Here is a 23,761-nt window from a genome sequence, read left to right as displayed (position 1 = left end):
AGTGTTGTTAATTATTCTATTGGAATGTGACGCTTAAAACAGGTATCGAAACATATAAAAGTATCGGTTCCTGCTACTCCTTTGATTAAATGTACGTTATCGTATAGTATTTTTTGTAAATGTTCGTTGTCTCTAGCAAATATTAAAATAAAAATAGCGTAGTAACCAGAAACAAAGTTACATTCGGTTATTTCGGGTATTTTTTCTAACTCGTGCATTACTTCTTTAGCAAAGCGAGCTTCACGCAATCGAATACCTGTGTATGATTTGGTTTTATAGCCTAAGCTTTTTTCTTCTAAAACAAACTCCGCATTTTTAATCACACCTTCAGCGGTTAGCTTTTTAATGCGTTGGTGAATTAAGGAGTTGGAAACCTTTAATTCTTCCGCAATTTGCGAATAAGCTTTACGAGCATCTAAACGTAATTTTGATAGTATTTGTTTGTCTATATAATCAAATTGATTTTCCAAAAGAATAATTTTGTTAGAATAAACGTAATATAAGCTACAAGATAAACAATCGTTTTTAACGAAAAAAAGTGTAACCGATAATGCAAATATACGGCTACACTTTTTCAATATTCTATTTTACGCTTAAGCATTTATTACTGCTAAGCAGTTTTGTATGCTTTCATCTTGCATGTCTTCATACCATTTTGTCAACTTATAAACAGGTTCACCTAAATCCTTTTCAAATAATGATTGATTTGAAGTGCCTTCATATTCGCGTTTAGCATCATCTGTTCCTAAGTTTGAAGCAAAAATTCCTGCTGCACTTACAGGTAAGAAATCTTCGTAAACCATAGGTTCTATACTTAAATAGCCATCCTCTAATAATTGGTTTACATCTGCTTTTGTATACACTTTTTCTTTAGATAAAGTTTTTGCTTTATCGGTAGTGAAATAATGAAAATAAGCCAACTCTTTTAAGTGTAGCTCTTCATAGTTATCAGGGAAAACTTTAAAATTTTCTGCTAATAATTTATTGTATTCTGAGGCGTTTTCAGCAGTTGGTGATCCACCGATAGCTTTACGTGTTTTACCTAACAACTCGTGATACAAGTCAAGTCCTTTTTGAGTTAACGCTACACCACGTTGTTCAATCTCACCAAAACGAGCTTTGTGTTCGCCTATTTCTTCTTTTTCAGCATTGTTTTTAAAAGTTACTTTTTCGGTCAATGCTTTAAAACTTGTTTGGCGTAATAGAATAGGGCATTTTCTTGCAGGAGGTCCTTCTATATTGTCTTTTGGTGGAATATTACGAGTTTCCATACTTGTTTGCACCTTGTCAATATCTAAAGTTCTAGGAGTTAAATGGTTGATGTGAGGTCCTTTGAAAGCAACTACATCAGCAATTAACCTGTGTTGGTTTAATAAAGCCTCATACATTTTATAATCTACGGTAGCAGTATCGTGCCAACGAAAAGTTTCTAATGCTTCTTGAACAAAGGTTTCGGCATCTTCTTTATTTAATCCTCCTTCTTTTTCAGATTTATCAATGAGTTGTAAAACTTTTTCTGTAAAAATTTGACGTTTTTCTAAAATAGTTTCAACATTGTTACGAAGTTGAGTATCATCAATTAAATCTAAACGTAATAAAGAGGTAAAAACTCTGAATGGAGCTTGGTTAAGGGCGGTGCTTTCAATAGCTCTAAAAGCTGTAGAATGAACAGGAACACCAGCTGGGGCTAAATCGTAGTAGCCAACAGAATACATTCCCATTACTTTAAACAGACGTCTCATCGTAAATAACTCATAGGGTTTACCTAAACGAATTGCTCCGTGACGTTCCATATTTAGTCGAGTTAATTCGCCAGTTTGTGTTAACTGCTCTTCAATTTCTTTAGATTCAGAAAGAACATTATCATTGATGTCATGAACCAAATCAAGTAACTCACCATAAAGTGGTACCTCATTTTTATACATATCAGACATAATTTTAGAGAAGCGGTTACGAATGTACTCTGGAGAGACAAATTCTTCAGTTGTATTAGTAAAACTTTCTAGTTTATTTTTTGATGACATAGTTTATTGAGATTTACTACAAATTAAATAAATTTAATTTTTTTTAGCACATGTAAAAAAGAATTTTGTTTTATTTATGTTTATTTTGAGTTTATTTGATTTTATAGGTGCATTTTTTTTAACCAAAAAGACGATTTTTTATTAAAAAAGTGTTTTTTAAAAGTCAATTTGACTTTGTTTTGGTGTACAAGCTTTTAGAGTTTTTAGTAAACCAAGAGTAATTTAAAACCTCACATTATTCAATGTAGAGTTCTTTAATTTTGAAGTGATTTAAAAGTATACAGACTCCCCATCTTCAGGAATGGCAACTTTTTCTTCTAGATTGTTTTGAATCAATATTTCTTTAAGTTTTTTTCGAGTTAACGGACAGTGGTTTATAGCTTCCATGTGATTTGCTATAACCAAGCCATGTGAGTTTTTAACAAACTTGATGATATCGTCTACGTTCATGATAAGGTTTTTGAATACATCAAATTGAGCTGTTCCACAGGCTAATACATTAATATTTGGTTTATAATTAGTCAGTACTTTATGAACGGCGTCAGTATAAATAGTATCAGAGCTGAGGTAAATAGATTTTTGGTTAGGTAGTTGTATGTAAAAACCGAGAACATTTCCCATAAGTTTTGCGACAAATCCGTAACCATGTTTGGCAGGTATTCCTTCAATCACTCCACCTAAAAAAGGTTGTTTCTCCCAATATTTTAAACTTTGTACAATGTTTAATCCTCGTTTTTTAAAAGCCTTTTCATCTTTTACACTACAGGTAACAGGAATATTATTTTTAATTAGAAATTGCACGCCAGCATTATCTAAATGATCTGGGTGTTGATGAGTAATTAAACAATGAGTTACTTTATTAAGTAGTGAATGAGCACTTTTTGGAAGTGGAACAGTTGGGTTTTTTCTAGTTTTATGTCTAAATAGTGTAAACGGAGGCATAATTCCTTGGTTACCTAACATAGGATCTACAAGTATAACCTCTTTTTCGGTCTCAATAATTATAGTGGCATTTCTTATTTGATGTATGTGTAACATTGTATAATTTTTTAGTTATGCAAATGTCTTTTTTACACTATCTATTTTCATTGATTCAAATCAAGAAATACGTTTTTTAATTCTACTTAACGTTTCTGGTGTTACGTTTAAGTATGATGCTAAATGATATTGAGGAATATTTTGTATCCATTCGGGTTTGTAAACAAATAGCAGGTTGTATAATTTATCAGGAGATTTTGTAACACTATCAAATTCTTTTTTTTAGAAGCTTCGATAAGGTTTTGTAACGTTTATACTTTTCAAGTAAATCAAAAAAAGGCTGTCTTTTAGAACTTAAGGTTTCTTGATTTTTCCTGATTTGTGTAATATCCTCTTACAGTTCCGTTATTTAAAAAGACAATTGTTTCCCTTTAGCGTGTTTTAAAACCTCTGAAAACAGTATTATTAATTTTTAAGGCTTTCGTTAATTTCTTTAAAAATAGTAGGCTTATCAGCAAGAACAATTAAAATGTCAGCAGCATTTATCGTAGTTGAACCATTAGGAGTTATATAGTTACCATCTCTTTTTATCAAAGCTATAATGGCGTTTTTAGGGAAATCTAATTCTACAATTTTTTTGTTTGCTGACTTACATGATTCTGTTATTGTAATTTCTTGCATTAAAGCTTTTGGATTTTCTTCTAAGAGCATATCTGTAGCACTCAGTTTCTTTGTTTCTTCAGGTAAAGCAACATTTAACCATTTTGCAACAATACTAAGTGTTGTGCCTTGTATTAAAATAGAAGTAACCGATATAAAAAATACAATGTTAAAAATAATATTGGCTTTATCTATACCTGCTAAAAGTGGATAGGTAGCAAATACTATAGGAACAGCGCCACGTAAACCAACCCACGAAATATAAAAACGTCTTCTTAGCTTCATTTTAAAAAAAAGTAAACTAATAAAAACTCCCACCGGGCGAGCAATAAAAATTAAGAAGAGAGAAATAACAAGTCCAATACCTATGTAAGGAACAATTTGTGAAGGAAAAACAAGTAATCCTAAGGTTAAGAATAGTACAATTTGCATTAACCAAGCTAATCCATCAAACATTTTTAAGATCGTTTTTTTATGAATTAAGTTTTGGTTTCCTAAGTAAACAGCACAAATGTAAATAGCTAAAAAGCCATTACCGCCTATAAAATCGGTAAAAGAAAAAGTAATAAACATAAGAGCAATAACCAAGACAGGATACAACCCTTCAAAGTCAAGCTTTATTGAGTTTATTATTTTTTTACTAAGCATTCCAAATAAAAAACCAGCAATAGCACCAAATACCATTTGCTGTAAAAATAACGGTATTATAGAGGTTAAACTTTGATCTTGATGGGTAACCAACGTTAAAAAAGCTATGGTTAGTACGTAAGCCATTGGGTCGTTACTACCACTTTCTAACTCTAAAGTAGGACGTAAATTTTCTCTTAACGCTAAGTTTTTAGAGCGTAAAATAGAGAATACTGCAGCAGCATCGGTAGAAGAAACAATAGCACCTAGTAGTAAGCTTTCATAAATTGTAAAATTGGTAATATTCCATACAAAGAGACCCAAAGAAACAGCGGTAAGTAATACTCCTAAAGTAGAGAGTACCAATCCTTCTTTTAATATAGGTTTAACAGCTTTCCAATTTGTATCTAAACCTCCAGAAAATAGAATAAAATTTAAAGAAACAATACCTATGAATTGTGCAGCTTTAGGGTCGTCAAAAATAATACCACCAACACCATCAGATCCAGCAAGCATTCCAATACTTAAAAACAGTAAAAGAGTAGGAACCCCAAATTTATACGATGTTTTTCCAACTATAATACTTATTAAAAGTAAAACCGACCCTATTAATAAAATATTTTCAATGGTTAAATTCATGCAAGGAATGTTTTAAACAAATATATAGGTTTTCGTATTTTTATTATTGGGGTTAATATAAAGAAAAAGCCAAAGCTGTATAGCTTTGGCTTAACTAATAAAACCAAGTATTAGTGTCATCGGAGTTAGCTAACCAATGAACTAATGTTGTTAGTGTCAACTATATTTTAATGAAGGCTAATAATTCTTGTCATTTGCCATTTATTATTATCTTTTTTCCAGATAGCAATGAATTTGCTAGGAACCGATTTAGCATCTGGTTCTTGATTGTTGAAAAACTTATGATATCCGATTTGCACTGCACCATATTTATTTATGGGATATACCTCTATACTTCCCTCAATTAATATGCGTTTAACCTTGTTGCAAATATTCTTTTTTGTAGCAGCTATAATTTCACTTTTAGAAGTAGATAAACCTCCTTTGTCATGAAAAAACTCAATATCATCACTTAAAATATCGGCTTGTGTTTTCATGTCACAAGTATTGTAAGCGTTAAAGTATATACTATCCATTTTTACAATTTCGTTGTGTAACTTAATATCAACAGATTTGTAATCTGGAATTTCTTGTACTTGTCCGTTCATTACCCATGATAGCAATAAGGTATAGAGTAGTGTAACTATTTTCATGAAGAAGTTACCTTTAAAAAAGAAGTCGAATAAATCATTCATAGTTTTTCAGTTTATGAGATTACCAAGTTTTAAAAGCTAATTCTCCCTCTTCATCATACAATCTACGGAAACCTTTAGAGATGTTATCTAGTGTGTTGTTAGCGATTGTAATAGTACCTGCATGTCCATCGTTACAGTCTATTTCTAAAACAAGTTTATCAATTGTTCTGTTGTTATTGAATTTAGAACTGACAACGTTTATGTTTATGTTTTTACGATCTTCAAACCAATTAATTAATTTGTTAAGTTCATCTTCAGTAGTTTTTTTAGAAATGATAAATTCAGCTTTTGCATCATTAATTGTACTGTCAAATAAAAAACTTACTTCATCATCGTTATCAGAATCCCAATCGTCAGAATTTTCATTATTATTATCTTCTTCATCACAATCTAAACAGTCAAAACCTTTAGAAGTCATTTTAAAATGATGATTGGCCATATCACGATCGTATACGTTTTGAACATTTTTTACATCATCTAAAAAGTTACGAGACGAACCTTCAAAATATACAGTTGTACCTTCAGGGATGTATAAAATAGCATCAATTTCTTCATCTTTCCACATGTTCTTGTATTCGCTAATAAAAAAGGCATCAAAAACAATAGTATTGTTTGCTGTTTTAAAGTTGTACTGAATAGCTTCTGCATTATTGTTTGCATCATTGCGCTTTCTTCCTTCTGATGTTTTTTTAATTTCGATATATGCATTGCCAGTTTCACTCTTACGAACATCAATATTAATATTGTTAGAATACTTTAATTCTTTATCGTCAACATTTACCAACATAGCGTTATCACGATTTCGTAAATTATGTAGATAATGAATGTTATCATCGTTAACAACTCGAATCTTTAATGGTTCTTGCTGATTGTAGGTAATACTATGTTTAGTAACATGTGTACCATCATAAGCATGAGATGTAGCAAACTCTATTCCTGTAAAGCCTATTGCTAATAATGAGATTAACCATAAACCGAACAAGGTTAAAATAGTAGCAGTGCTTAATTTTTTAATATTCGGAGATAAAATTCGTAACCCTAAAATAAATAAGACTACAAAAGGAATACCGATTAAGAAAAACAAGAAGGTCATTAATAACCATTTAGGCATTACTGAATCGTAGAAGAATGGTGGGTATTGAACCATGTCTCCATCAAAATTTAAGATTTCTAAGCTTCCTACAGAGAATAAACCTAATAATAATGAAATGATGGTAATACCTGCAATGAAAATTAATAAAACGCCCATGAATTTACCGAACACTTTGAATAATGTTAGTAAGATTTTACCCATTGTGTCTAAAAAATCTTGTAATCCTGATTTCGTTTGGTTACGTAGCTTTTGGTAATCAGCATTCGAAATTTTATCCGATAAATCATGGGCGCCTTCCTTTACCTTTGATGATAAGTTTTCAAACTCATTACGAATTTTTTTTTCAATATTATCAATGTTTACGGCTTCACCTTCCATTTGTAATTTCTCAGAGGTCGTTTTAGCTTCAGGTAGAATAACCCATAAAATGATATATCCGATGATTCCAAAACCGAAACCAGCTAAGGTTAAAATAAGGAAAGCTAAACGAATCCAAACAACATCTATATTAAAATAGTGTCCAAGTCCAGAACAAACTCCTCCTAAAAACTTATCGTCACCATCTCTAAACATTTTTTTGCTAGCAGTGTTTTTTTTATAGTTGTAAGAAGTGTTTTCGCTATACGCTTCTTCAGCTTCAGCATAATCTTCAGGTTGTCCCATGATAGCAATGATTTCTTCAATATCGCTTTCATTTACTACTTGGCGAGCGTCTGTAATTCTTTCTGATAATAATTCACTAATACGTGCTTCGATATCGGCAATGATTTCGTTTTTTCCTTGCGGATCATCACTTAACGAACGAGCGATAGCGTCTAAGTATCGTTTTAATTTCTGATAGGCAGTTTCATCTATGTGGAAGAAAAATCCGCCTATGTTTATATTTATTGTCTTATTCATCTTTAGTTGATTTTGTACTTGTTACTTGGTTTACTGCATTTACTAAATTATGCCATGTTTTGTCTAATTCTTTCAAGAACATTCCGCCATTTTCGGTGAGTACGTAATATTTTCTTGGAGGTCCAGAGGTTGATTCTTCCCATCTGTAACTTAATAATCCTGCGTTTTTTAAGCGGGTAAGCAACGGATATATGGTTCCTTCAACCACAATCATTTCTGCACTTTTAAGGTTAGAGAGTATCTCAGAGGTATAAGCATCTCCTTTTTGTAAGATTGATAAGATGCAATATTCTAAAACACCCTTACGCATTTGCGCTTTTGTGTTTTCTATCTTCATGTAATGCGATTTATGGTTATTTTATAAATTTTATTGTAAAAGGGTAGTGATATTGTTCGCCTTTATTAGCATTCATAGCAGCGATAATTATCAATGCTATTTTTATCAGTGCTATAAGTCCTGCTAACGAAGCAAAACCCAAAAAGCCAAATATCCCTCCATAGCCATGATGCCCTCCAAAGTCGATGTCAATTCCATTAAATCCGTGGAATATATTTCTAAATAAGAACGGTATAAAAGAAGCACTAACTATAAAAATGTATAACCCGAAACTAATATTAAAGTTTACGGCTTCTTTACCGTGTTCATCTAAAAATGCACTTCTCTCTTTTAAAGTTTGCCATAAGATTAAAGGAGTAATGATACTTCCTAGTGGAAATAAATATCCTGCAAATGCAGATATATGTATTAAAAAGGCATTGGTATTTTGATTGTTGTGTTGCATAATAAAATGAATTATATAATACTTTACAATGCAAATATATATCTTTTAGAAGGTATTATGCAATGCATAGTACTAAAAATTAATAAAATTTAACATTTGAGTTTCGTGATTTAATTGAATAAAAAGCCGTACATTGCCTGTAAATACTGAAAAAATGAAGTTTACACCTAGAAAAGTTAATGCTTTTTTATTTTTTAAATTACCGGCAGCTTTTTTTACTGGAGTACGTTTAAAATCACTTACTGATGATACTGCTGAGGTAAAAGTTACCTACAAATGGGTAAATCAAAATCCGTTTAAATCGATGTTTTGGGCAGTGCAAGGTATGGCGTCTGAATTAGCTACAGGAGTTTTAGTAATGAAAGAGATTGCAGCGTCAAATAGAAAAATTTCGATGTTAGTAACCAATATGAATGGGACTTTTACCAAAAAGGCAACAGGAAAAATTCGTTTTGAATGCAACCAAGGGCAATTAATAAGAGAAACGATTCAAAAAGCGATTGAAACAGGTGAAGGACAAACAGTAATTGTTGCTGCAGAAGGTTTTAATAAGGAAGGAATTTCGGTATCGAAATTTGAATACGAATGGAGTTTGAAAGTAAAATCGTAACAAATTACAGTTTTTGATGTCTAATAGATAAAACTAAAAAATATGAATGCACACGAAATAGATTATCGCATTTTTGGAGAAGAAATGCAGTATGTAGAAATAGAATTAGATCCGCAAGAAGGGGTAGTTGCCGAGAGTGGTAGCTTTATGATGATGGATTCTGGTGTAGGAATGAATACCATTTTTGGAGATGGCTCAAATCAGGAGAAAGGCTTGTTGGGAAAGATTTTTTCTGCAGGAAAACGAATTTTAACAGGGGAAAGTTTGTTTATGACGGTGTTTACGAACGAAGGTCAAGGAAAAAAACAAGTTTCTTTTGCTTCTCCATATCCAGGAAAGATTGTTCCAATCGATTTAACTGAATTTGGTGGAAAGTTTATCTGTCAAAAAGATGCTTTTTTATGTGCTGCTAAAGGGGTCTCTATAGGAATTGAGTTTTCAAAACGTTTAGGCAGAGGGTTGTTTGGTGGAGAAGGTTTTATTATGCAAAAGATGGAAGGTGATGGTATCGGATTTGTACATGCTGGAGGTACGATGGCAAAGAAAGTATTACAACCAGGTGAAGTTTTGAAAGTTGATACAGGTTGTATTGTAGGTTTTACGCAAGACGTTGATTATGATATTGAGTTTGTAGGCGGAATAAAAAACACCATATTTGGAGGTGAAGGTTTGTTCTTTGCAACTCTTAAAGGCCCAGGTACCGTATATATTCAATCGTTACCGTTTAGTCGATTAGCTGGAAGAGTATTGGCTTTGGCACCTCAAACAGGAAAAAGTGATAGAGGAGAAGGAAGTGTTTTAGGTGGTTTAGGAGATCTTTTAGATGGAGATAATAGGTATTAGAGTTTTTGAAATTAATATATAAACTAAAACAAAGACCGCTAATAAAAATTAGCGGTCTTTGTTATTTTATGTTGTAGATAAATTTATATACCTAATTCATCAAACATGTTGATTAATTTTTCTCCTTCAGAAGGTGCAGGAGCATTAGGGCTTATAATATTTCCATCAGGATCAACTATAATAAATCTAGGTAATCCCTTTATTAAGAAGTTTTGAGCCCATTCTAAGCGTAAGTGGCTATCACCTGCCATTAATTGTATTCCTGTCATTTCTCTATCTTGAATAGTCTCTCTCCATTTTTTCTCATTGTCTTTTTCATCAACATTAATACTTACAAACTCAATGTTTTTACCGTGGTATTCTTGCTCTAATCTTTTTAATAAAGGAATTTCTCTTTTACAAAAACCACACCATGTAGCCCAAACATCAATGTATAAGTACTTACCTTTACCTAATAAATCATCCATAGAGGTTGTACCGCCATTATAATTAACGTAATCCTTAAATTTAGGAGCAGGTTGCCCTTTTGCAGTGGTTTTTAAAAGGTCGTAGTCTTTGGTAATTTCTTTTTTATGTGCTTCATTAGTAGAGTACGCCATGAACTTTCTATAAAACTCTTTCAAGTCACTGGTGTACGTAATACTGTTTTGGGCACTTTTATATAGTAAATCATTTTTAGCGATTGTGTCAGTTACTTCTGTATGAACAGTCTCTAAATAAGTTAAGTATAAATCTTCACCTTCTTTATTCTTTTCTTTAGCTATTTTGTTAAGCTCATCTTCTAACATAGTTCTGTAGAAGTAAGAATGTACATAATCGTTATCATTACTAAAGTTGAAATTCTCTAGAGGGTCAGGAAAGTTTTCAGAAACTTTAAAGTCTTTATTACCCGTTAATGTAATATGGTAATCTGTGTAGTTATATAAGTTTCTTAAGCATTCGTAATCAATATTTTTAACTTCTTGCTTTAAGAAATCGGCAGGTAATTGTTTAGAAATAGAAAGTTCAGTTACTGCGTCTTTATACTCATCAGTTTTTTCTAAGAATTTTTCTTCGTCTAAAACAAAGTATTTATTCGCATTTTCTAGCACTTCAAACCAAGTTTTTCTTTTTTCTAATAAATAACTATTAATGTTTGCATGTGAACCTTCAAAGTTAACAATGTCTGCATTTTTATAGTCAAAAACTAAACCAGCATCTTCTGTTTTTGTTAGGTATAAGTTAATAGGTGTTTTACTGAAAAATAAGGTGTAATAACCATCTCTATCAATTTTGACTGTATCAATAAAAGAGCCTGTTTGTTTGTCAAACTTTATCTTTTTTTCAAAATTAAAGCCAGATAAAGTAACATCTCTTTTCTTATAATTTTCAACTTTACCAGTTAAAATCAGATAGTCTTTTACAGGTGGTTCCTCTTTTTTACATGAAATTATGGTAACTCCTATGAGGGCTAAAAGTACTAGTTTTTTCATTCTCTATCGTTTAATATATATGGTGTTCAAGGCGTCGAAGTTACTTTTTTTAACGTTTTAATCAAAGAAATTAACATATAATTTAAAAACTACTACTTTTTTATAAGAAAAGATCTTGAAAATTTATCTTTTTTTAGGTTATTTGTACACCTCAAAAATATTAAAATGGATACTACACATATAATAAGTTCACAACCAGTAGGTTTAGAAGATGTTCATAGTATTGTATTACTAAATAAAAAACTTTCATTATCAGAAGAATCAAGACAAAAGATACAAAAATGTCGTACGTACCTTGATGAGAAAATGCAAACACATAGCGATCCTATTTACGGAATTAATACAGGATTTGGTTCGTTGTGTAATGTGAAAATTAGCGGAGATAATTTACAACAGTTACAAGAAAACTTAGTAATGAGTCATGCTTGTGGAACAGGTGATGAAGTACCTCAAGATATTGTAAAGCTAATGTTGTTGTTAAAAATTCAATCGTTAAGCTACGGACATTCAGGTGTACAATTAGCAACAGTTGATCGTTTGATAGATTTTTACAATAACGATATTCTTCCAGTAGTTTATACCCAAGGTTCGTTAGGGGCATCAGGAGATTTAGCTCCGTTAGCACACTTATCGTTACCGTTAATTGGTTTAGGAGAGGTATATGTTGATGGAGAGCGAATTTCAGGAGAAGCGTTATTAGCAAAGTTTGGATGGGAGAAAATCAACCTACAATCTAAAGAAGGATTAGCCTTGTTAAACGGAACTCAGTTTATGAGTGCTTACGGAGTGCACAATTTATTAAAAGCGTATAAATTATCGTACTTATCAGATGTTATTGGAGCTGCTTCGTTAGAAGCTTTTGACGGAAGAATAGAGCCTTTTAATGAGTTAATTCATTTAGTGCGTCCACACAACGGACAGTTAGCTACAGCAAAACGTATTTCTGAATTGTTAGCAGGAAGTGAGTTGATCGCGCAACCTAAAGAGCACGTGCAAGATCCGTATTCGTTTAGGTGTATGCCGCAAGTTCACGGAGCAACGAAGGATACTTTAGAGTTTGTAAAGAAAACATTTGTGACTGAAATTAATTCGGTAACGGATAATCCAAATGTGTTTGTGGATGAAGATATTATTGTTTCCGGAGGAAATTTCCACGGACAACCGTTAGCGTTAGCTTTAGACTATTTAGCAATTGCGATTGCTGAATTAGGAAATATTTCTGAAAGAAGAACCTATCAGTTAATTTCTGGATTACGCGGATTGCCAGCGTTCTTGGTTTCTAACCCAGGATTGAATAGTGGATTTATGATTCCGCAGTATACAGCAGCAAGTATTGTAAGTGCCAATAAGCAATTCTGTACACCATCGAGTATTGATTCTATTGTATCGAGTAACGGACAAGAAGATCACGTAAGTATGGGAGCAAATGCAGCTGTAAAAGCTAAAAAGGTAATTGACAATGTATGCTCGGTATTGGCTATTGAGTTGATGAATGCTTCACAAGGATTGTCTTTTAGAGAACATAATACTTCTGAGTTTTTAGCTTCTTTTGTAGAGATGTTTAGAGAAGATGTACCTATGGTGAATGACGATAGAGTATTGCATAACGATATTAAAAATGCAGAAAGTTTTATTAATAACTTAACTATTGAAGTAGAAGAGTTGTTTTAAGAAACAATAAATGATATAAAAAAACTCCAACTGTAATTTGCAGTTGGAGTTTTTTCGTTTTTTAACGGTTTTGTATAACAATCAGTTGCGGATTGGTTAAAAACTAAGATAGCTAAAATTACCGACTTTTATGCTTGCGCGGTTGTGTCCGCAGGACACAAAGCCGCAATTGTTGTTATACGTTGTTAGCCACTGGTTTTATTTCATTTTCAGAATATTCTAATATGTCAGCAGGTTGACATTCAAGAGCCTTACATATAGATTCTAATGTCGAAAATCGAATTGCTTTTGCTTTTCCAGATTTTAAAATCGAAATATTAGCAGTTGTAATTCCAATTATTTCTGCAAGTTCTTTACTTTTCATTTTCCTTTTGGCTAGCATAACATCAAGATTTATTATAATTGCCATAAATTAAACTGTTAGTTCATTCTCTTCTTTCATTCCTTTTGCCAAATTCAGAGCATTACTTTGAATGATAAAAAACATTCCGATTATGGATAAAAACAAAGGGATTAATAGATTGTTATCATATATCAATTCAAATTTTCCTCCAGTTAGTTTGCTTATCCATAAAACAACAATAAGAGCAAATGATATAATTCCAGTGTAAAGAAAATTATTTCCAGATTTTTTTAAGTTTTCTATAGTGTTATCGGAAAAATATTTGTTCGTTAATAAGAACCTTGCCATTTTTCTCAAAAAATACAGACCTCTTAAAAATATTATATAAGCAAATAGACTTACAATAAATATTGACCAATAAAATAAACTCCAATCTTCTACACTCATATTTACTTGGTTAATATTGACAGTTCCGAAAGGTATTATAAATATTATTCCAATTAGTCCAATAAAATGTAGAATGTAAAGTATGTCAACAAGTGTTTTAAATAATATTGCTTTTTTCATATTTGTAGATTTAATTATTCAAATATACAATAATTATTGAAAAACAATAATAAAATTATGATAAACGATGTTTTGTCAACTTGTGGCTAACTAGTTTACATACGTAATAAAATTACTATTATACGGCTTATCTAGAAGTATATGCGGAATTTTTAGCAATTTATTCTTTTTTCAATTTTGAGAGTTCAATATACTAAAAAAAACCTAAGCGGTTACTTAGGTTTTTTATTCTCAGTGTTTTTATGCTGTTTTGGTTTGTTCTAGTATGAGATTTTTTAGTTTTAAAATTATTTAACGGCAATAATGGCGCTTGCAGGTCCTGTTAAATGCATCATTCTGGTGTTGTATTTAGAAAAATCAATATCACGAGCTAACTTCATAAAATTTCCTATCTGAACACCAGACATTCCATGTATAAATTCTCGGAGCCTGTTTTCATCGGCATAAATCGCTTCAAAGAGCGGTTTACCACCATTTTTTGTTTCGTTTTGTGGTTTTCCGGTTAGTAAAGCTTCCTCTAAATTATTCCAAAAAGGGTACAATCGGTTGTTAGACATTTCTAAAATACCACAGATATAGCTGGGTTTGTTTTTGTCTAAAAATAAGTTAGAGTCTTCAGAATTACTATAAGTAGCATTTTCTTTTAATCCAGAACGATTTAAAAAACCTAAGGCAACCAAGGTGTCAAGAAAATCGAAAAGAGATCTGTCGTGAAGCTTGAGTTTCTCTTGGATTTCTTTTCCTGATAGTTTGCCATTGGCTAAATGTGTAAACAACCCCATTTTAACAGCGTTAAGTAAGGTTTTGGAAGTCCAAAATCCCATGCCTAATTCTATGATTCTTGAGGGTAATTTGATTTTCAGTAGTAGAGTTCATAGTTTGGTTATTGTGGTTAATAATTAATCTTTGGATTAAGTTAAGCTCAATTATTAGGGATTAATCAAACTATTTTATGAATGAGGGAAAATCAAGGGAATAAAAAAATCCCAAGTACTTTAGTGCTCGGGATTTTTATTTTTTAATTGTCTTCGTCTATTTCTGTTCTAGACTCTTTAGGTTTTTCGCCTTTTTCTATTGTAATGATGAGTTTTTTGTCTTTCTCATCTAAATCCATGAAGATAGCGTCACCTTCGTTTAGTTTTGAGTTTACAATTTCTTCAGCTAATGCATCTTCAATGTATTTCTGAATAGCCCTTTTTAATGGGCGAGCACCATACTGTTTGTCAAAACCTTTATCGGCAATATAATCTTTAGCTTTCTCGCTTAAGTTTAGTTTGTAACCTAAATCATCAATACGTTTTAGTAACTTGTCTAATTCAATATCAATAATCTTATGAATGTCTTCACGCTCTAATGAGTTAAAGATTACAACATCGTCAATACGGTTTAAGAATTCAGGAGCAAACGATTTCTTTAAAGCACCTTCAATAATACTTTTAGCGTGTGCATCTTCTTGCTCTTTTTTAGAAGCAGTTCCAAAACCAACACCACCACCAAAATCTTTAAGTTTACGAACTCCAATATTTGAAGTCATAATAATAATGGTGTTTCTAAAGTCTATTTTACGACCTAAACTATCTGTTATATGTCCATCATCTAACACTTGTAATAACATGTTAAATACATCAGGATGCGCTTTTTCAATCTCATCTAATAATATTACAGAATAAGGTTTACGACGTACTTTTTCAGTTAGTTGTCCACCTTCTTCATAACCAACGTATCCTGGAGGTGCACCTATTAAACGAGAAATGGCGAATTTCTCCATGTACTCACTCATGTCAATTCTAATTAGAGAATCGTCAGAGTCGAATAACTCACGTGCTAGTACTTTAGCTAACTGTGTTTTACCAACACCAGTTGAACCTAAGAAGATAAAAGAACCAATTGGTTTGTTAGGATCTTTTAATCCAACACGGTTACGTTGTATAGCTTTTACTACTTTGGTAACGGCTTGATCTTGACCAATTACTTTACCTTTTATTAATTGAGGTAATTCTGCTAAACGGCTACTTTCCGCTTCAGCAACACGATTTACAGGAATTCCTGTCATCATTGATACTACTTCAGCTACATTATCTTCAGTAACAGTTTCTCTATGTAGTTTAGAATCTTCTTCCCATTGGTGTTGTGCAGATTCTAAGGCTGTTTCTATATTCTTTTCGTCATCACGAAGCTTTGCAGCCTCTTCATACTTTTGTCCGCTTACCGCTTTGGTTTTGCGTCCTCTAATTTCTTCTAGTTTTGCTTCTAATTCTAAAATTTGTTGCGGAACCACAATGTTGGTGATATGAATTCTCGATCCAGCTTCATCCAACGCATCAATTGCCTTGTCTGGCAAGAAACGATCGGTCATATAACGGTTCGTTAATTTTACACAAGCTTCAATAGCTTCATCAGTAAAGGTAACATGATGATGTGATTCATATTTCCCTTTGATGTTGTGTAAAATTTGAATAGTTTCTTCTACTGTAGTAGGATCAACAATTACCTTTTGAAAACGACGCTCTAATGCACCGTCTTTTTCAATATTGGTTCTGTATTCATCTAGAGTAGTGGCACCAATACATTGAATTTCTCCTCGTGCTAAAGCAGGTTTCAACATGTTAGATGCATCTAACGAACCTGTTGCTCCACCAGCACCAACAATGGTATGAATCTCATCAATAAATAAAATGATGTCATCATTCTTTTCTAGCTCGTTCATTAACGCCTTCATACGTTCTTCAAACTGACCACGGTACTTTGTTCCTGCAACTAAGCTAGCCAAATCTAAAGAAACGATACGCTTGTCGAATAAAATTCGAGATACTTTTCTGTCAACAATACGCAACGCTAATCCTTCTGCAATGGCAGATTTACCAACACCTGGTTCACCAATTAGCATTGGGTTGTTCTTTTTTCGTCTACTTAAAATTTGAGAAACGCGTTCTATTTCTTTTAAACGACCTACTACAGGGTCTAGCTTACCTGCAATGGCTAAAGCTGTTAAATCACGCCCAAAGTTATCTAAAACAGGAGTTTTAGATTTTTTAACTTGTTTTCCTTTTTGAGGTTGTTGCCCGTAAGGGTTTGTTTTATCGTCAGCAAATTCATCTTCAGAAGGCGTTTCACTTATAGGAGAGATGTACGTGTCGTCATCAACATGTAACTCTTTGTATAAGCTTTTTGCTTGCTCATAGTCTACATCATACTTTTGAAGTAGTTTTGTTGTAGGGTCATTTTCGTTACGTAAAATACATAACAATAAATGAGCAGTGTCAATAGCATTGCTTTGGTATAATTTAGCTTCTAAAAACGTTGTTTTTATAGCTTTCTCTGCTTGTCTGGTAAGGTGTAAGCTCTTCCTTTGAGGGCTTGAAAAAGATGGGGTTGTCGGATTTAGTTTTTCTAGTTTATTACGCACTAAATCTAAATCAACATCAAAAGTTGTTAATATTTCAATGGCTTTTCCATCACCTTTTCTAATCAAACCCAACAAAAGATGCTCTGTTCCAATAAAGTCATGTCCTAGTCGTAAGGCCTCTTCTTTACTGAAAGTAATCACATCTCTAACCTGTGGTGAAAAATTATCGTCCATAAATTTATTTTCTGTCTTTGTAAAGTTAGTAAGTTTTTTTCTTAAAAAATTACAAAAAAGGTGCCAATAGTTTTTTTCTGACATTTTGACGAGTAAAATACGAGATTTTAAACATTAAAACCTTGTGAAATTGTTAATAAGTATCTTAAAACAATAGGAGTATTTTTTGTGTAAAACTGAGGGTTGTAGTATCTTGCAATGTTTTAGAAAATGCGACAATTGAAAATGCATTTCAAAAGTGAGTTTTATCGAGTGTAAAATTCACTTTTTTGACGAAAATAAATACTAATATTTTAAAAGAAAATATATGGCAGATGGCGAAAAGTTGATCCCTATCAACATTGAAGAGCAAATGAAGTCGGCATACATCGATTATTCAATGTCGGTGATAGTATCTAGGGCATTACCAGATGTAAGAGATGGTTTAAAACCAGTGCACAGAAGAGTGTTGTTTGGAATGCATGAATTAGGAATTAAAGCTACAGGAGCATATAAGAAATCTGCAAGAGTTGTAGGAGAGGTGTTAGGTAAGTATCACCCACACGGAGATACTTCGGTGTACGACTCTATGGTGCGTATGGCGCAAGACTGGAGTGTGCGTTACATGATGGTTGATGGACAAGGGAACTTTGGTTCGGTAGATGGTGATAGTCCAGCAGCAATGCGTTATACTGAGGTGCGTATGCAAAAGATATCAGAAGAAATGTTATCTGATATTGAAAAAGATACAGTAGATCATAAGTTGAACTTTGATGATACGTTACAAGAACCAACAGTTTTACCAACCCGTATTCCAAATTTATTAGTAAATGGGGCTTCAGGTATTGCAGTAGGTATGGCAACAAACATGGCACCACACAACTTAACAGAAGTTATTAATGGTACCGTTGCTTATATTGATAATCGTGATATCGAAATAGATGAGTTAATGCAACACATCAAAGCTCCTGATTTTCCTACTGGAGGGATTATTTATGGTTATGATGGCGTAAGAGATGCTTTCCATACAGGTCGTGGTCGTATCGTTATGCGTGCGAAAGCTACTATTGAAGAGGTAAAAGGACGTGAGTGTATCGTCGTAACTGAGATTCCTTACCAAGTTAATAAAGCAGAAATGATTAAAAAAACTGCTGACTTGGTTAATGAAAAGAAGTTAGAAGGTATTGCGAGTATTCGTGATGAATCTGACCGTAAAGGAATGCGTATTGTTTACGTTTTAAAGCGTGATGCAATTCCTAATATTGTTTTAAATAAGCTGTTCAAATATACGCAGCTACAAACATCATTCAGTGTAAATAATATTGCACTAGTTAATGGACGTCCAGAGCAGTTAAATTTAAAAGAATTAATCCATTATTTCGTAGAACACAGACATGAGGTAATTGTCCGTAGAACAGAATTTGAATTAAAGAAAGCCGAAGCTCGTGCACATATTTTAGAAGGATTAATCATAGCTTCTGATAATATTGATGAAGTAATTGCAATTATTAGAGGTTCTTCTAATGCAGATGAAGCACGTGAAAAATTAATGGAGCGTTTTGAGTTGACAGAAATTCAAGCACGTGCCATTGTTGAAATGCGTTTACGTCAGTTAACAGGATTAGAGCAAGATAAATTACGTTCTGAGTATGATGAAATCATTAAAACTATTGCAGATTTAAAAGATATTCTTGCTAATGAACCTAGACGTTACCAAATTATTAAAGATGAATTACTACATATTAAAGAAAAGTATGGAGATGATCGTCGTTCGGTAATTGAATATGCAGGAGGAGACATGAGAATCGAAGATATGATTCCTAACTCTAAAGTAGTAGTTACTATTTCACATGCTGGTTACGTAAAACGTACAAATTTAGACGAGTATAAAGTGCAGAATAGAGGAGGACGAGGACAAAAAGGAGCAACGACTCGTAACGAGGATTTCTTAGAGCACTTATTTGTTGGTACAAACCACCAGTATATGTTGTTCTTCACTCAAAAAGGAAAAGTATTCTGGATGCGTGTATATGAAGTGCCAGAAGGAGGTAAGAATACAAAAGGAAGAGCGATTCAGAACTTGATCAATATTGAACAAGATGATAAAGTAAAAGCATTCTTAGTAACTGGTGATTTAAAAGATGAAGATTACATCAACAATCATTACGTTATTATGGCTACAAAACGTGGTCAGGTTAAAAAAACTCCTTTAGAGCAATATTCTCGCCCAAGAGCTAATGGTATCAATGCTATTACTATCAAGGAAGGGGATGAGTTGTTAGAAGCGAAGTTAACTACAGGAGATAGCCAAGTAATGTTAGCGTTACAATCAGGAAAAGCAATTCGTTTTGAAGAAGAGAAAACGCGTCCGATGGGTAGAACAGCTTCAGGAGTTCGTGGTATAACTTTAGCGCATGATAACGATGAGGTAATTGGTATGGTTGCCGTAAATAATGCTGAGAGTGATATTTTAGTGGTTTCTGAAAAGGGATATGGAAAACGCTCAAGTTTAGAAGATTACCGTATTACGAACCGTGGAGGTAAAGGAGTTAAAACATTGAATATTTCAGAAAAAACAGGTAATTTAGTCGCTATTAAGAATGTAGATGATTCTAATGATTTAATGATTATTAATAAATCAGGTTTAACAATCCGTATGGCGGTAGAAGATTTACGTGTTATGGGACGTGCAACACAGGGGGTTAAGCTGATTAATATTAAAGATAATGACGATATTGCAGCGGTAGCAAAAGTGATGCATGAAAAAGACGAAGAAGAAAATGGCATAGAAATTGAAAATGAATCAAACGAAAGTCAAGAACAACAATAAATAAATTAGAATTAAAAATGAAAAATCAATTTATAGCCCTTTCTTTAGGATTGATGTCGTTAGGGGCAGTGGCTCAAAAATCAGAATTAAAAGACGCTGAAAAAGCGATTAAAAAACAAGATTATACTACGGCATTAAGCACTCTTAAAACTATTGAAGGGTCTTTAATGATGAATGGTGAAGATAAGTATAAGTCTAAGTTTTATTTTTTAAAAGGTAAAGCATTAGCGGCTCAAAAAAATTACAAAGGAGCAGCTGAGTCTTTAAACGCTCTGTTAGCAATGAAAGAAAACAAGTATACAGATGAAGCTAAGCCTATCTTAAATCAGATGATTCAAGAAGTTTCTAAAAAAGCGGTTGATTTATATAATAATAAAAAAGATTATGAAAATGCAGCAGAAAAATTCTACTTAACATATCTTTTGAGCCCAACAGATACTTCTTTTGCTTACAATGCAGCAGTTTCAGCTACACAAGCTAAAGATTATGATAAAGCTATTGAGTACTACAGAGAGTTACAAAAAATAGGGTACACAGGAATTGAAAAAGAATTCGTTGCTACAGATAAAGCTTCAGGAAAAGTAGAAAGCTTTGGTAATGACAAGGCAAGAAGAGATTTAATGGTAAAATCAGGTGGTTACCTTAAGCCAGATGTAAGGTCTTCAGAGTCAAAAACAGCAACTATAGTTAAAAACGTAGCTTTAATTTTAAAAGAGCAAGGAAAAACAGAAGAGGCAATTGCAGCTTTTAAAGATGCTCGTACATCTAACCCTAAAGATCTTAACTTAATTTTAAACGAAGCTCAATTATATGTTGAGATGGGTAAAATGGATAAGTTTGGAGAATTGATGAGCGAAGCAGTAGCTTTAGATCCTGAAAATCCAACGTTATACTATAACTTAGGAGTAGTAAACTTCAATCAAGGTAGAATGGAAGATGCTAAGAAGTACTACGAAAAAACAATTGAGTTAAAGCCAGATCATGCAGATGCTTATATGAACTTAGCTGTAGTAGTTTTAGATCAAGAGAAAGCGATTGTTGAGGAAATGAACAAGAACTTATCTAACTTTAAAAAGTATGACGAGTTAGCAGCTAAACAAAAAGAAGTTTACAAAGAAGCAATTCCGTTTTTAGAAAAGGCAGATAGCTTAAACAGAAGTATTGATACAGTTAAAACTTTAATGAATTTATATGAAGTTTTAGAAATGAGTGATAAAGCTTCTGAATACAGAGAGTTATACAAATCTATGCAATAAATAATTGTTATAAGACATAAAAAAAGCGGAACTAAATTTAGTTCCGCTTTTTTATTATGATAAAAAGTTGAAAAATGTTTAGTCAACTAAACGTTTAATAACTCTTAGTTTATGCGTGTGTTGATGGGTGTCAACATTGTAAATACCACTATGATCCAATTTATCAATACGAACTTTTCCGTGTGCATGTATAATGTTGTAGTCATTCATAATAATCCCAACATGGGTAATAATACCTTCTTCATTATCAAAAAACGCTAAATCACCTGGTTCACTTTCTTCAATAAAGCTTAATACTTCACCTTGAGTAGCTTGTTGTTTAGCATCGCGCAGAAGGTTGTACCCACATAGTTTATACACAGTTTGGGTAAACCCTGAACAATCAATACCAAAAGGCGATTTACCTCCCCATAAATAAGGGACATTTAAGAATAAGAAAGCGGTTTCTACAATTGCAGATTTAGCTAGTTTGTTATTACATACTTTGCCCTCATATAAAAAAGAGGTATTGTTAATATTGATTTTATTATTCTTAAACAATGGAAGACGAGCTCCCATAGGAATAGTGGTTAAATTACTGTTATTATCAGTAATAAAATCAATTAATTCACCAGCATAGTGCTTTTTCTCTTTAGATAAAAGAATATGTATTTCTTCTGAAATTTCCTCGTATTGTTTATTATCTATGTACCCTTCATAATTATCGAAAGCTAAACGAATTTTACTCCACTTTTTAGTTTTTTCTAAGACTTCAAAGTGCTCACCAAAAAAAACTTGATTTACCATTTCTGAAGCATCAGAAGGCTCTAATCGAATAGGAACAATACTTAAATTACAAATTCCGAAAGACATCTACTAGTTGGGGCTTTTAAAACAATTAAACTCTTTCAATAACCATTGCACTAGCACCACCACCACCGTTACAAATACCAGCAGCACCAATTTTTGCGTTGTTTTGTTTTAAAATTGAAGTTAAAGCAATAATAATTCTAGCTCCAGAAACACCTAATGGGTGTCCTAATGAAACGGCACCACCATTAACGTTTACTTTATCAGCAGATAATCCTAAGATTTTCATATTTGCTAAACCAACTACAGAAAAAGCTTCGTTTAATTCAAAATAATCAACATCATCAATAGAAACTCCAGCCTTAGCTAAAGCTTTTGGTAATGCTTTTGCAGGAGCTGTTGTAAACCATTTTGGTTCGTGAGCAGCATCAGCGTAACCTTTAATTTTTGCTAATGGAGTTAACCCTAATTCAGCAGCTTTATCAGCAGACATTAATACCAAAGCAGCTCCACCATCATTAATGGTTGATGCATTAGCAGCAGTTACGGTTCCTTCTTTCGTAAATGCAGGACGTAAAGCAGGGATTTTATCCATTTTTACGTTTTTGTATTCTTCGTCTTCAGAAAAAATGATAGGCTCACCACGACGTTGAGGTATTTCTACAGGAACAACTTCATCTGCAAATTTTCCTTCGCTCCAAGCTTTAGCAGAACGGTTGTATGATTCAACAGCAAAAGTATCTTGATCTTCTCTTGAGAATTCATATTCAACAGCACATTCATCAGCACAAACACCCATAGCTACTTGCTCATAAGCATCAACTAATCCGTCTTTTTGCATTCCATCTTCCATCTTAATAGGTCCGAATTTAGAACCTGTTCTAGCATGTTGGTAATGAGGAATCATACTCATGTTTTCCATACCTCCAGCTATAACAATTTCTGCATCACCTAAAGCAATAGTTTGCGCAGCTAACATGATAGATTTCATTCCAGATGAACAAACCTTGTTAACAGTAGTACATGGTACAGTATCTGGTATTCCTGCAAAAATTGCAGCCTGACGAGCTGGTGCTTGTCCTAAGCCTGCTGAAACTACATTACCCATAAAAACTTCCTCAACCATTTCTGGTTTTAAGTTAATTTTATCTAAAGCTCCTTTAATGGCTACAGCACCTAATTTTGGTGCAGGTGTAGTTGATAATGTTCCTAAAAAACTACCAATTGGAGTTCTTGCAACCGATACTATTACTACTTCTTTCATGTGCTACTATTTGTTAATTTTTATTTATCCCAATAACCAAAAGTGACTAAAATAATAAAGCTGTTAAGTGCTTAATAATTATTTTTCTACTATTGATTTCATGCATTGGGTGAATTGTTTTAAGATTTGTTTTGCGAAAATAACCATTTTATAACAAGTACTCAAATAATAGAGAAAGGT

The 23,761-nt window shown here is 32.7% G+C and carries 20 protein-coding genes; 5 read left to right on the top strand and 15 right to left on the bottom strand.

The features are described from left to right. Positions 1-11: 11 nt before the first annotated feature. The 8 genes from Q0663_RS07455 to Q0663_RS07420 form a co-directional block, all read right to left on the bottom strand. Entirely contained in the window at positions 12-470 is a 459-nt protein-coding gene (locus tag Q0663_RS07455) for an Lrp/AsnC ligand binding domain-containing protein (RefSeq protein ID WP_047789278.1), read from the bottom strand. 123 nt (positions 471-593) lie between these two features. Further along, complete coding sequence (locus Q0663_RS07450) at positions 594-2,024, bottom strand: VOC family protein (RefSeq protein WP_299008856.1); 1,431 nt, start codon at positions 2,022-2,024, stop codon at positions 594-596. A 270-nt stretch (positions 2,025-2,294) separates the two neighbouring features. Further along, on the bottom strand, positions 2,295-3,062 hold the full coding sequence (locus Q0663_RS07445; protein ID WP_299008854.1) for an MBL fold metallo-hydrolase: 768 nt from the start codon (positions 3,060-3,062) through the stop codon (positions 2,295-2,297). A 405-nt stretch (positions 3,063-3,467) separates the two neighbouring features. After that, positions 3,468-4,928, bottom strand: coding sequence for a potassium/proton antiporter (locus Q0663_RS07440; protein WP_299008852.1), 1,461 nt, complete (start codon positions 4,926-4,928; stop codon positions 3,468-3,470). Between the two features lie 167 nt (positions 4,929-5,095). After that, positions 5,096-5,602 (bottom strand): nuclear transport factor 2 family protein, encoded by a 507-nt coding sequence (locus tag Q0663_RS07435; RefSeq protein ID WP_299008849.1) that lies wholly within the window; start codon positions 5,600-5,602, stop codon positions 5,096-5,098. A gap of 19 nt (positions 5,603-5,621) precedes the next feature. Continuing rightward, positions 5,622-7,595 (bottom strand): PspC domain-containing protein, encoded by a 1,974-nt coding sequence (locus tag Q0663_RS07430; protein WP_299008846.1) that lies wholly within the window; start codon positions 7,593-7,595, stop codon positions 5,622-5,624. Beyond that, positions 7,588-7,932 (bottom strand): PadR family transcriptional regulator, encoded by a 345-nt coding sequence (locus tag Q0663_RS07425; protein ID WP_047789417.1) that lies wholly within the window; start codon positions 7,930-7,932, stop codon positions 7,588-7,590. Before Q0663_RS07425 ends, Q0663_RS07430 begins: the two co-directional genes overlap by 8 nt. Before the next feature lie 16 nt (positions 7,933-7,948). Further along, positions 7,949-8,377, bottom strand: coding sequence for a DUF4870 domain-containing protein (locus Q0663_RS07420; RefSeq protein ID WP_299008843.1), 429 nt, complete (start codon positions 8,375-8,377; stop codon positions 7,949-7,951). 133 nt (positions 8,378-8,510) lie between these two features. Between Q0663_RS07420 and Q0663_RS07415 the strand changes: the two genes are divergently transcribed. Further along, on the top strand, positions 8,511-8,987 hold the full coding sequence (locus Q0663_RS07415) for a DUF4442 domain-containing protein (protein ID WP_367171439.1): 477 nt from the start codon (positions 8,511-8,513) through the stop codon (positions 8,985-8,987). Between the two features lie 42 nt (positions 8,988-9,029). After that, positions 9,030-9,830 carry a TIGR00266 family protein gene (locus Q0663_RS07410; protein WP_299008841.1) on the top strand — a complete coding sequence of 267 codons (801 nt, stop codon included), beginning with the start codon at positions 9,030-9,032 and terminating at the stop codon, positions 9,828-9,830. 83 nt (positions 9,831-9,913) lie between these two features. Here the strand turns inward: Q0663_RS07410 and Q0663_RS07405 are convergent, their stop codons facing one another. Next, a complete protein-coding gene (locus Q0663_RS07405; protein ID WP_299008838.1) occupies positions 9,914-11,302 on the bottom strand; it encodes a TlpA disulfide reductase family protein in 1,389 nt (462 codons plus the stop codon). 165 nt (positions 11,303-11,467) lie between these two features. On the opposite strand from Q0663_RS07405, the gene hutH reads away from it, so the two are divergent. Beyond that, positions 11,468-12,973, top strand: a complete 1,506-nt coding sequence (gene hutH / locus Q0663_RS07400; protein WP_299008835.1) for a histidine ammonia-lyase — start codon at positions 11,468-11,470, stop codon at positions 12,971-12,973. Between the two features lie 175 nt (positions 12,974-13,148). Here hutH and Q0663_RS07395 read toward each other — a convergent pair whose 3' ends face one another. The 4 genes from Q0663_RS07395 to Q0663_RS07380 all read right to left on the bottom strand — a co-directional run bounded on the left by Q0663_RS07395 (position 13,149) and on the right by Q0663_RS07380 (position 17,463). Next, positions 13,149-13,382 (bottom strand): helix-turn-helix transcriptional regulator, encoded by a 234-nt coding sequence (locus tag Q0663_RS07395; RefSeq protein ID WP_299008831.1) that lies wholly within the window; start codon positions 13,380-13,382, stop codon positions 13,149-13,151. Between the two features lie 3 nt (positions 13,383-13,385). Further along, positions 13,386-13,883 carry a DUF2975 domain-containing protein gene (locus Q0663_RS07390; protein WP_299008828.1) on the bottom strand — a complete coding sequence of 166 codons (498 nt, stop codon included), beginning with the start codon at positions 13,881-13,883 and terminating at the stop codon, positions 13,386-13,388. Positions 13,884-14,170: 287 nt separating this feature from the next. Further along, positions 14,171-14,719 (bottom strand): methyltransferase dimerization domain-containing protein, encoded by a 549-nt coding sequence (locus tag Q0663_RS07385; protein ID WP_299009649.1) that lies wholly within the window; start codon positions 14,717-14,719, stop codon positions 14,171-14,173. Between the two features lie 182 nt (positions 14,720-14,901). Further along, entirely contained in the window at positions 14,902-17,463 is a 2,562-nt protein-coding gene (locus Q0663_RS07380; RefSeq protein ID WP_299008826.1) for an ATP-dependent Clp protease ATP-binding subunit, read from the bottom strand. Positions 17,464-17,770: 307 nt separating this feature from the next. On the opposite strand from Q0663_RS07380, the gene gyrA reads away from it, so the two are divergent. Next, entirely contained in the window at positions 17,771-20,272 is a 2,502-nt protein-coding gene (gene gyrA, locus Q0663_RS07375) for a DNA gyrase subunit A (RefSeq protein WP_299008824.1), read from the top strand. 17 nt (positions 20,273-20,289) lie between these two features. Beyond that, entirely contained in the window at positions 20,290-21,528 is a 1,239-nt protein-coding gene (locus tag Q0663_RS07370; protein ID WP_299008822.1) for a tetratricopeptide repeat protein, read from the top strand. Between the two features lie 78 nt (positions 21,529-21,606). On the opposite strand, the gene Q0663_RS07365 is transcribed toward Q0663_RS07370, so the two are convergent. Then, positions 21,607-22,380 carry a C40 family peptidase gene (locus Q0663_RS07365; RefSeq protein WP_299008818.1) on the bottom strand — a complete coding sequence of 258 codons (774 nt, stop codon included), beginning with the start codon at positions 22,378-22,380 and terminating at the stop codon, positions 21,607-21,609. 25 nt (positions 22,381-22,405) lie between these two features. Then, positions 22,406-23,581, bottom strand: a complete 1,176-nt coding sequence (locus Q0663_RS07360) for an acetyl-CoA C-acyltransferase (protein ID WP_299008815.1) — start codon at positions 23,579-23,581, stop codon at positions 22,406-22,408. Positions 23,582-23,761 lie beyond the last annotated feature (180 nt).

It is taken from the genome of uncultured Tenacibaculum sp. (genome assembly GCF_947504135.1).
Taxonomy (GTDB): domain Bacteria; phylum Bacteroidota; class Bacteroidia; order Flavobacteriales; family Flavobacteriaceae; genus Polaribacter.
The sequence above is the reverse complement of the archived record's forward strand: the minus strand, read 5'-3'. Positions and strand labels throughout refer to the sequence as shown.

What these genes read in the sequence shown, in the direction of transcription:
- Q0663_RS07405 (WP_299008838.1), bottom strand. Translation starts at nt 11,302, where the DNA reads ATGAAAAAACTAGTACTTTTAGCCCTCATAGGAGTTACCATAATTTCA.
- Q0663_RS07410 (WP_299008841.1), top strand. Translation starts at nt 9,030, where the DNA reads ATGAATGCACACGAAATAGATTATCGCATTTTTGGAGAAGAAATGCAG.
- Q0663_RS07370 (WP_299008822.1), top strand. Translation starts at nt 20,290, where the DNA reads ATGAAAAATCAATTTATAGCCCTTTCTTTAGGATTGATGTCGTTAGGG.
- Q0663_RS07430 (WP_299008846.1), bottom strand. Translation starts at nt 7,595, where the DNA reads ATGAATAAGACAATAAATATAAACATAGGCGGATTTTTCTTCCACATA.
- Q0663_RS07365 (WP_299008818.1), bottom strand. Translation starts at nt 22,380, where the DNA reads ATGTCTTTCGGAATTTGTAATTTAAGTATTGTTCCTATTCGATTAGAG.
- Q0663_RS07420 (WP_299008843.1), bottom strand. Translation starts at nt 8,377, where the DNA reads ATGCAACACAACAATCAAAATACCAATGCCTTTTTAATACATATATCT.
- Q0663_RS07390 (WP_299008828.1), bottom strand. Translation starts at nt 13,883, where the DNA reads ATGAAAAAAGCAATATTATTTAAAACACTTGTTGACATACTTTACATT.
- hutH (WP_299008835.1), top strand. Translation starts at nt 11,468, where the DNA reads ATGGATACTACACATATAATAAGTTCACAACCAGTAGGTTTAGAAGAT.
- Q0663_RS07395 (WP_299008831.1), bottom strand. Translation starts at nt 13,382, where the DNA reads ATGGCAATTATAATAAATCTTGATGTTATGCTAGCCAAAAGGAAAATG.
- Q0663_RS07360 (WP_299008815.1), bottom strand. Translation starts at nt 23,581, where the DNA reads ATGAAAGAAGTAGTAATAGTATCGGTTGCAAGAACTCCAATTGGTAGT.
- gyrA (WP_299008824.1), top strand. Translation starts at nt 17,771, where the DNA reads ATGGCAGATGGCGAAAAGTTGATCCCTATCAACATTGAAGAGCAAATG.
- Q0663_RS07450 (WP_299008856.1), bottom strand. Translation starts at nt 2,024, where the DNA reads ATGTCATCAAAAAATAAACTAGAAAGTTTTACTAATACAACTGAAGAA.
- Q0663_RS07435 (WP_299008849.1), bottom strand. Translation starts at nt 5,602, where the DNA reads ATGAATGATTTATTCGACTTCTTTTTTAAAGGTAACTTCTTCATGAAA.
- Q0663_RS07445 (WP_299008854.1), bottom strand. Translation starts at nt 3,062, where the DNA reads ATGTTACACATACATCAAATAAGAAATGCCACTATAATTATTGAGACC.
- Q0663_RS07380 (WP_299008826.1), bottom strand. Translation starts at nt 17,463, where the DNA reads ATGGACGATAATTTTTCACCACAGGTTAGAGATGTGATTACTTTCAGT.
- Q0663_RS07425 (WP_047789417.1), bottom strand. Translation starts at nt 7,932, where the DNA reads ATGAAGATAGAAAACACAAAAGCGCAAATGCGTAAGGGTGTTTTAGAA.
- Q0663_RS07440 (WP_299008852.1), bottom strand. Translation starts at nt 4,928, where the DNA reads ATGAATTTAACCATTGAAAATATTTTATTAATAGGGTCGGTTTTACTT.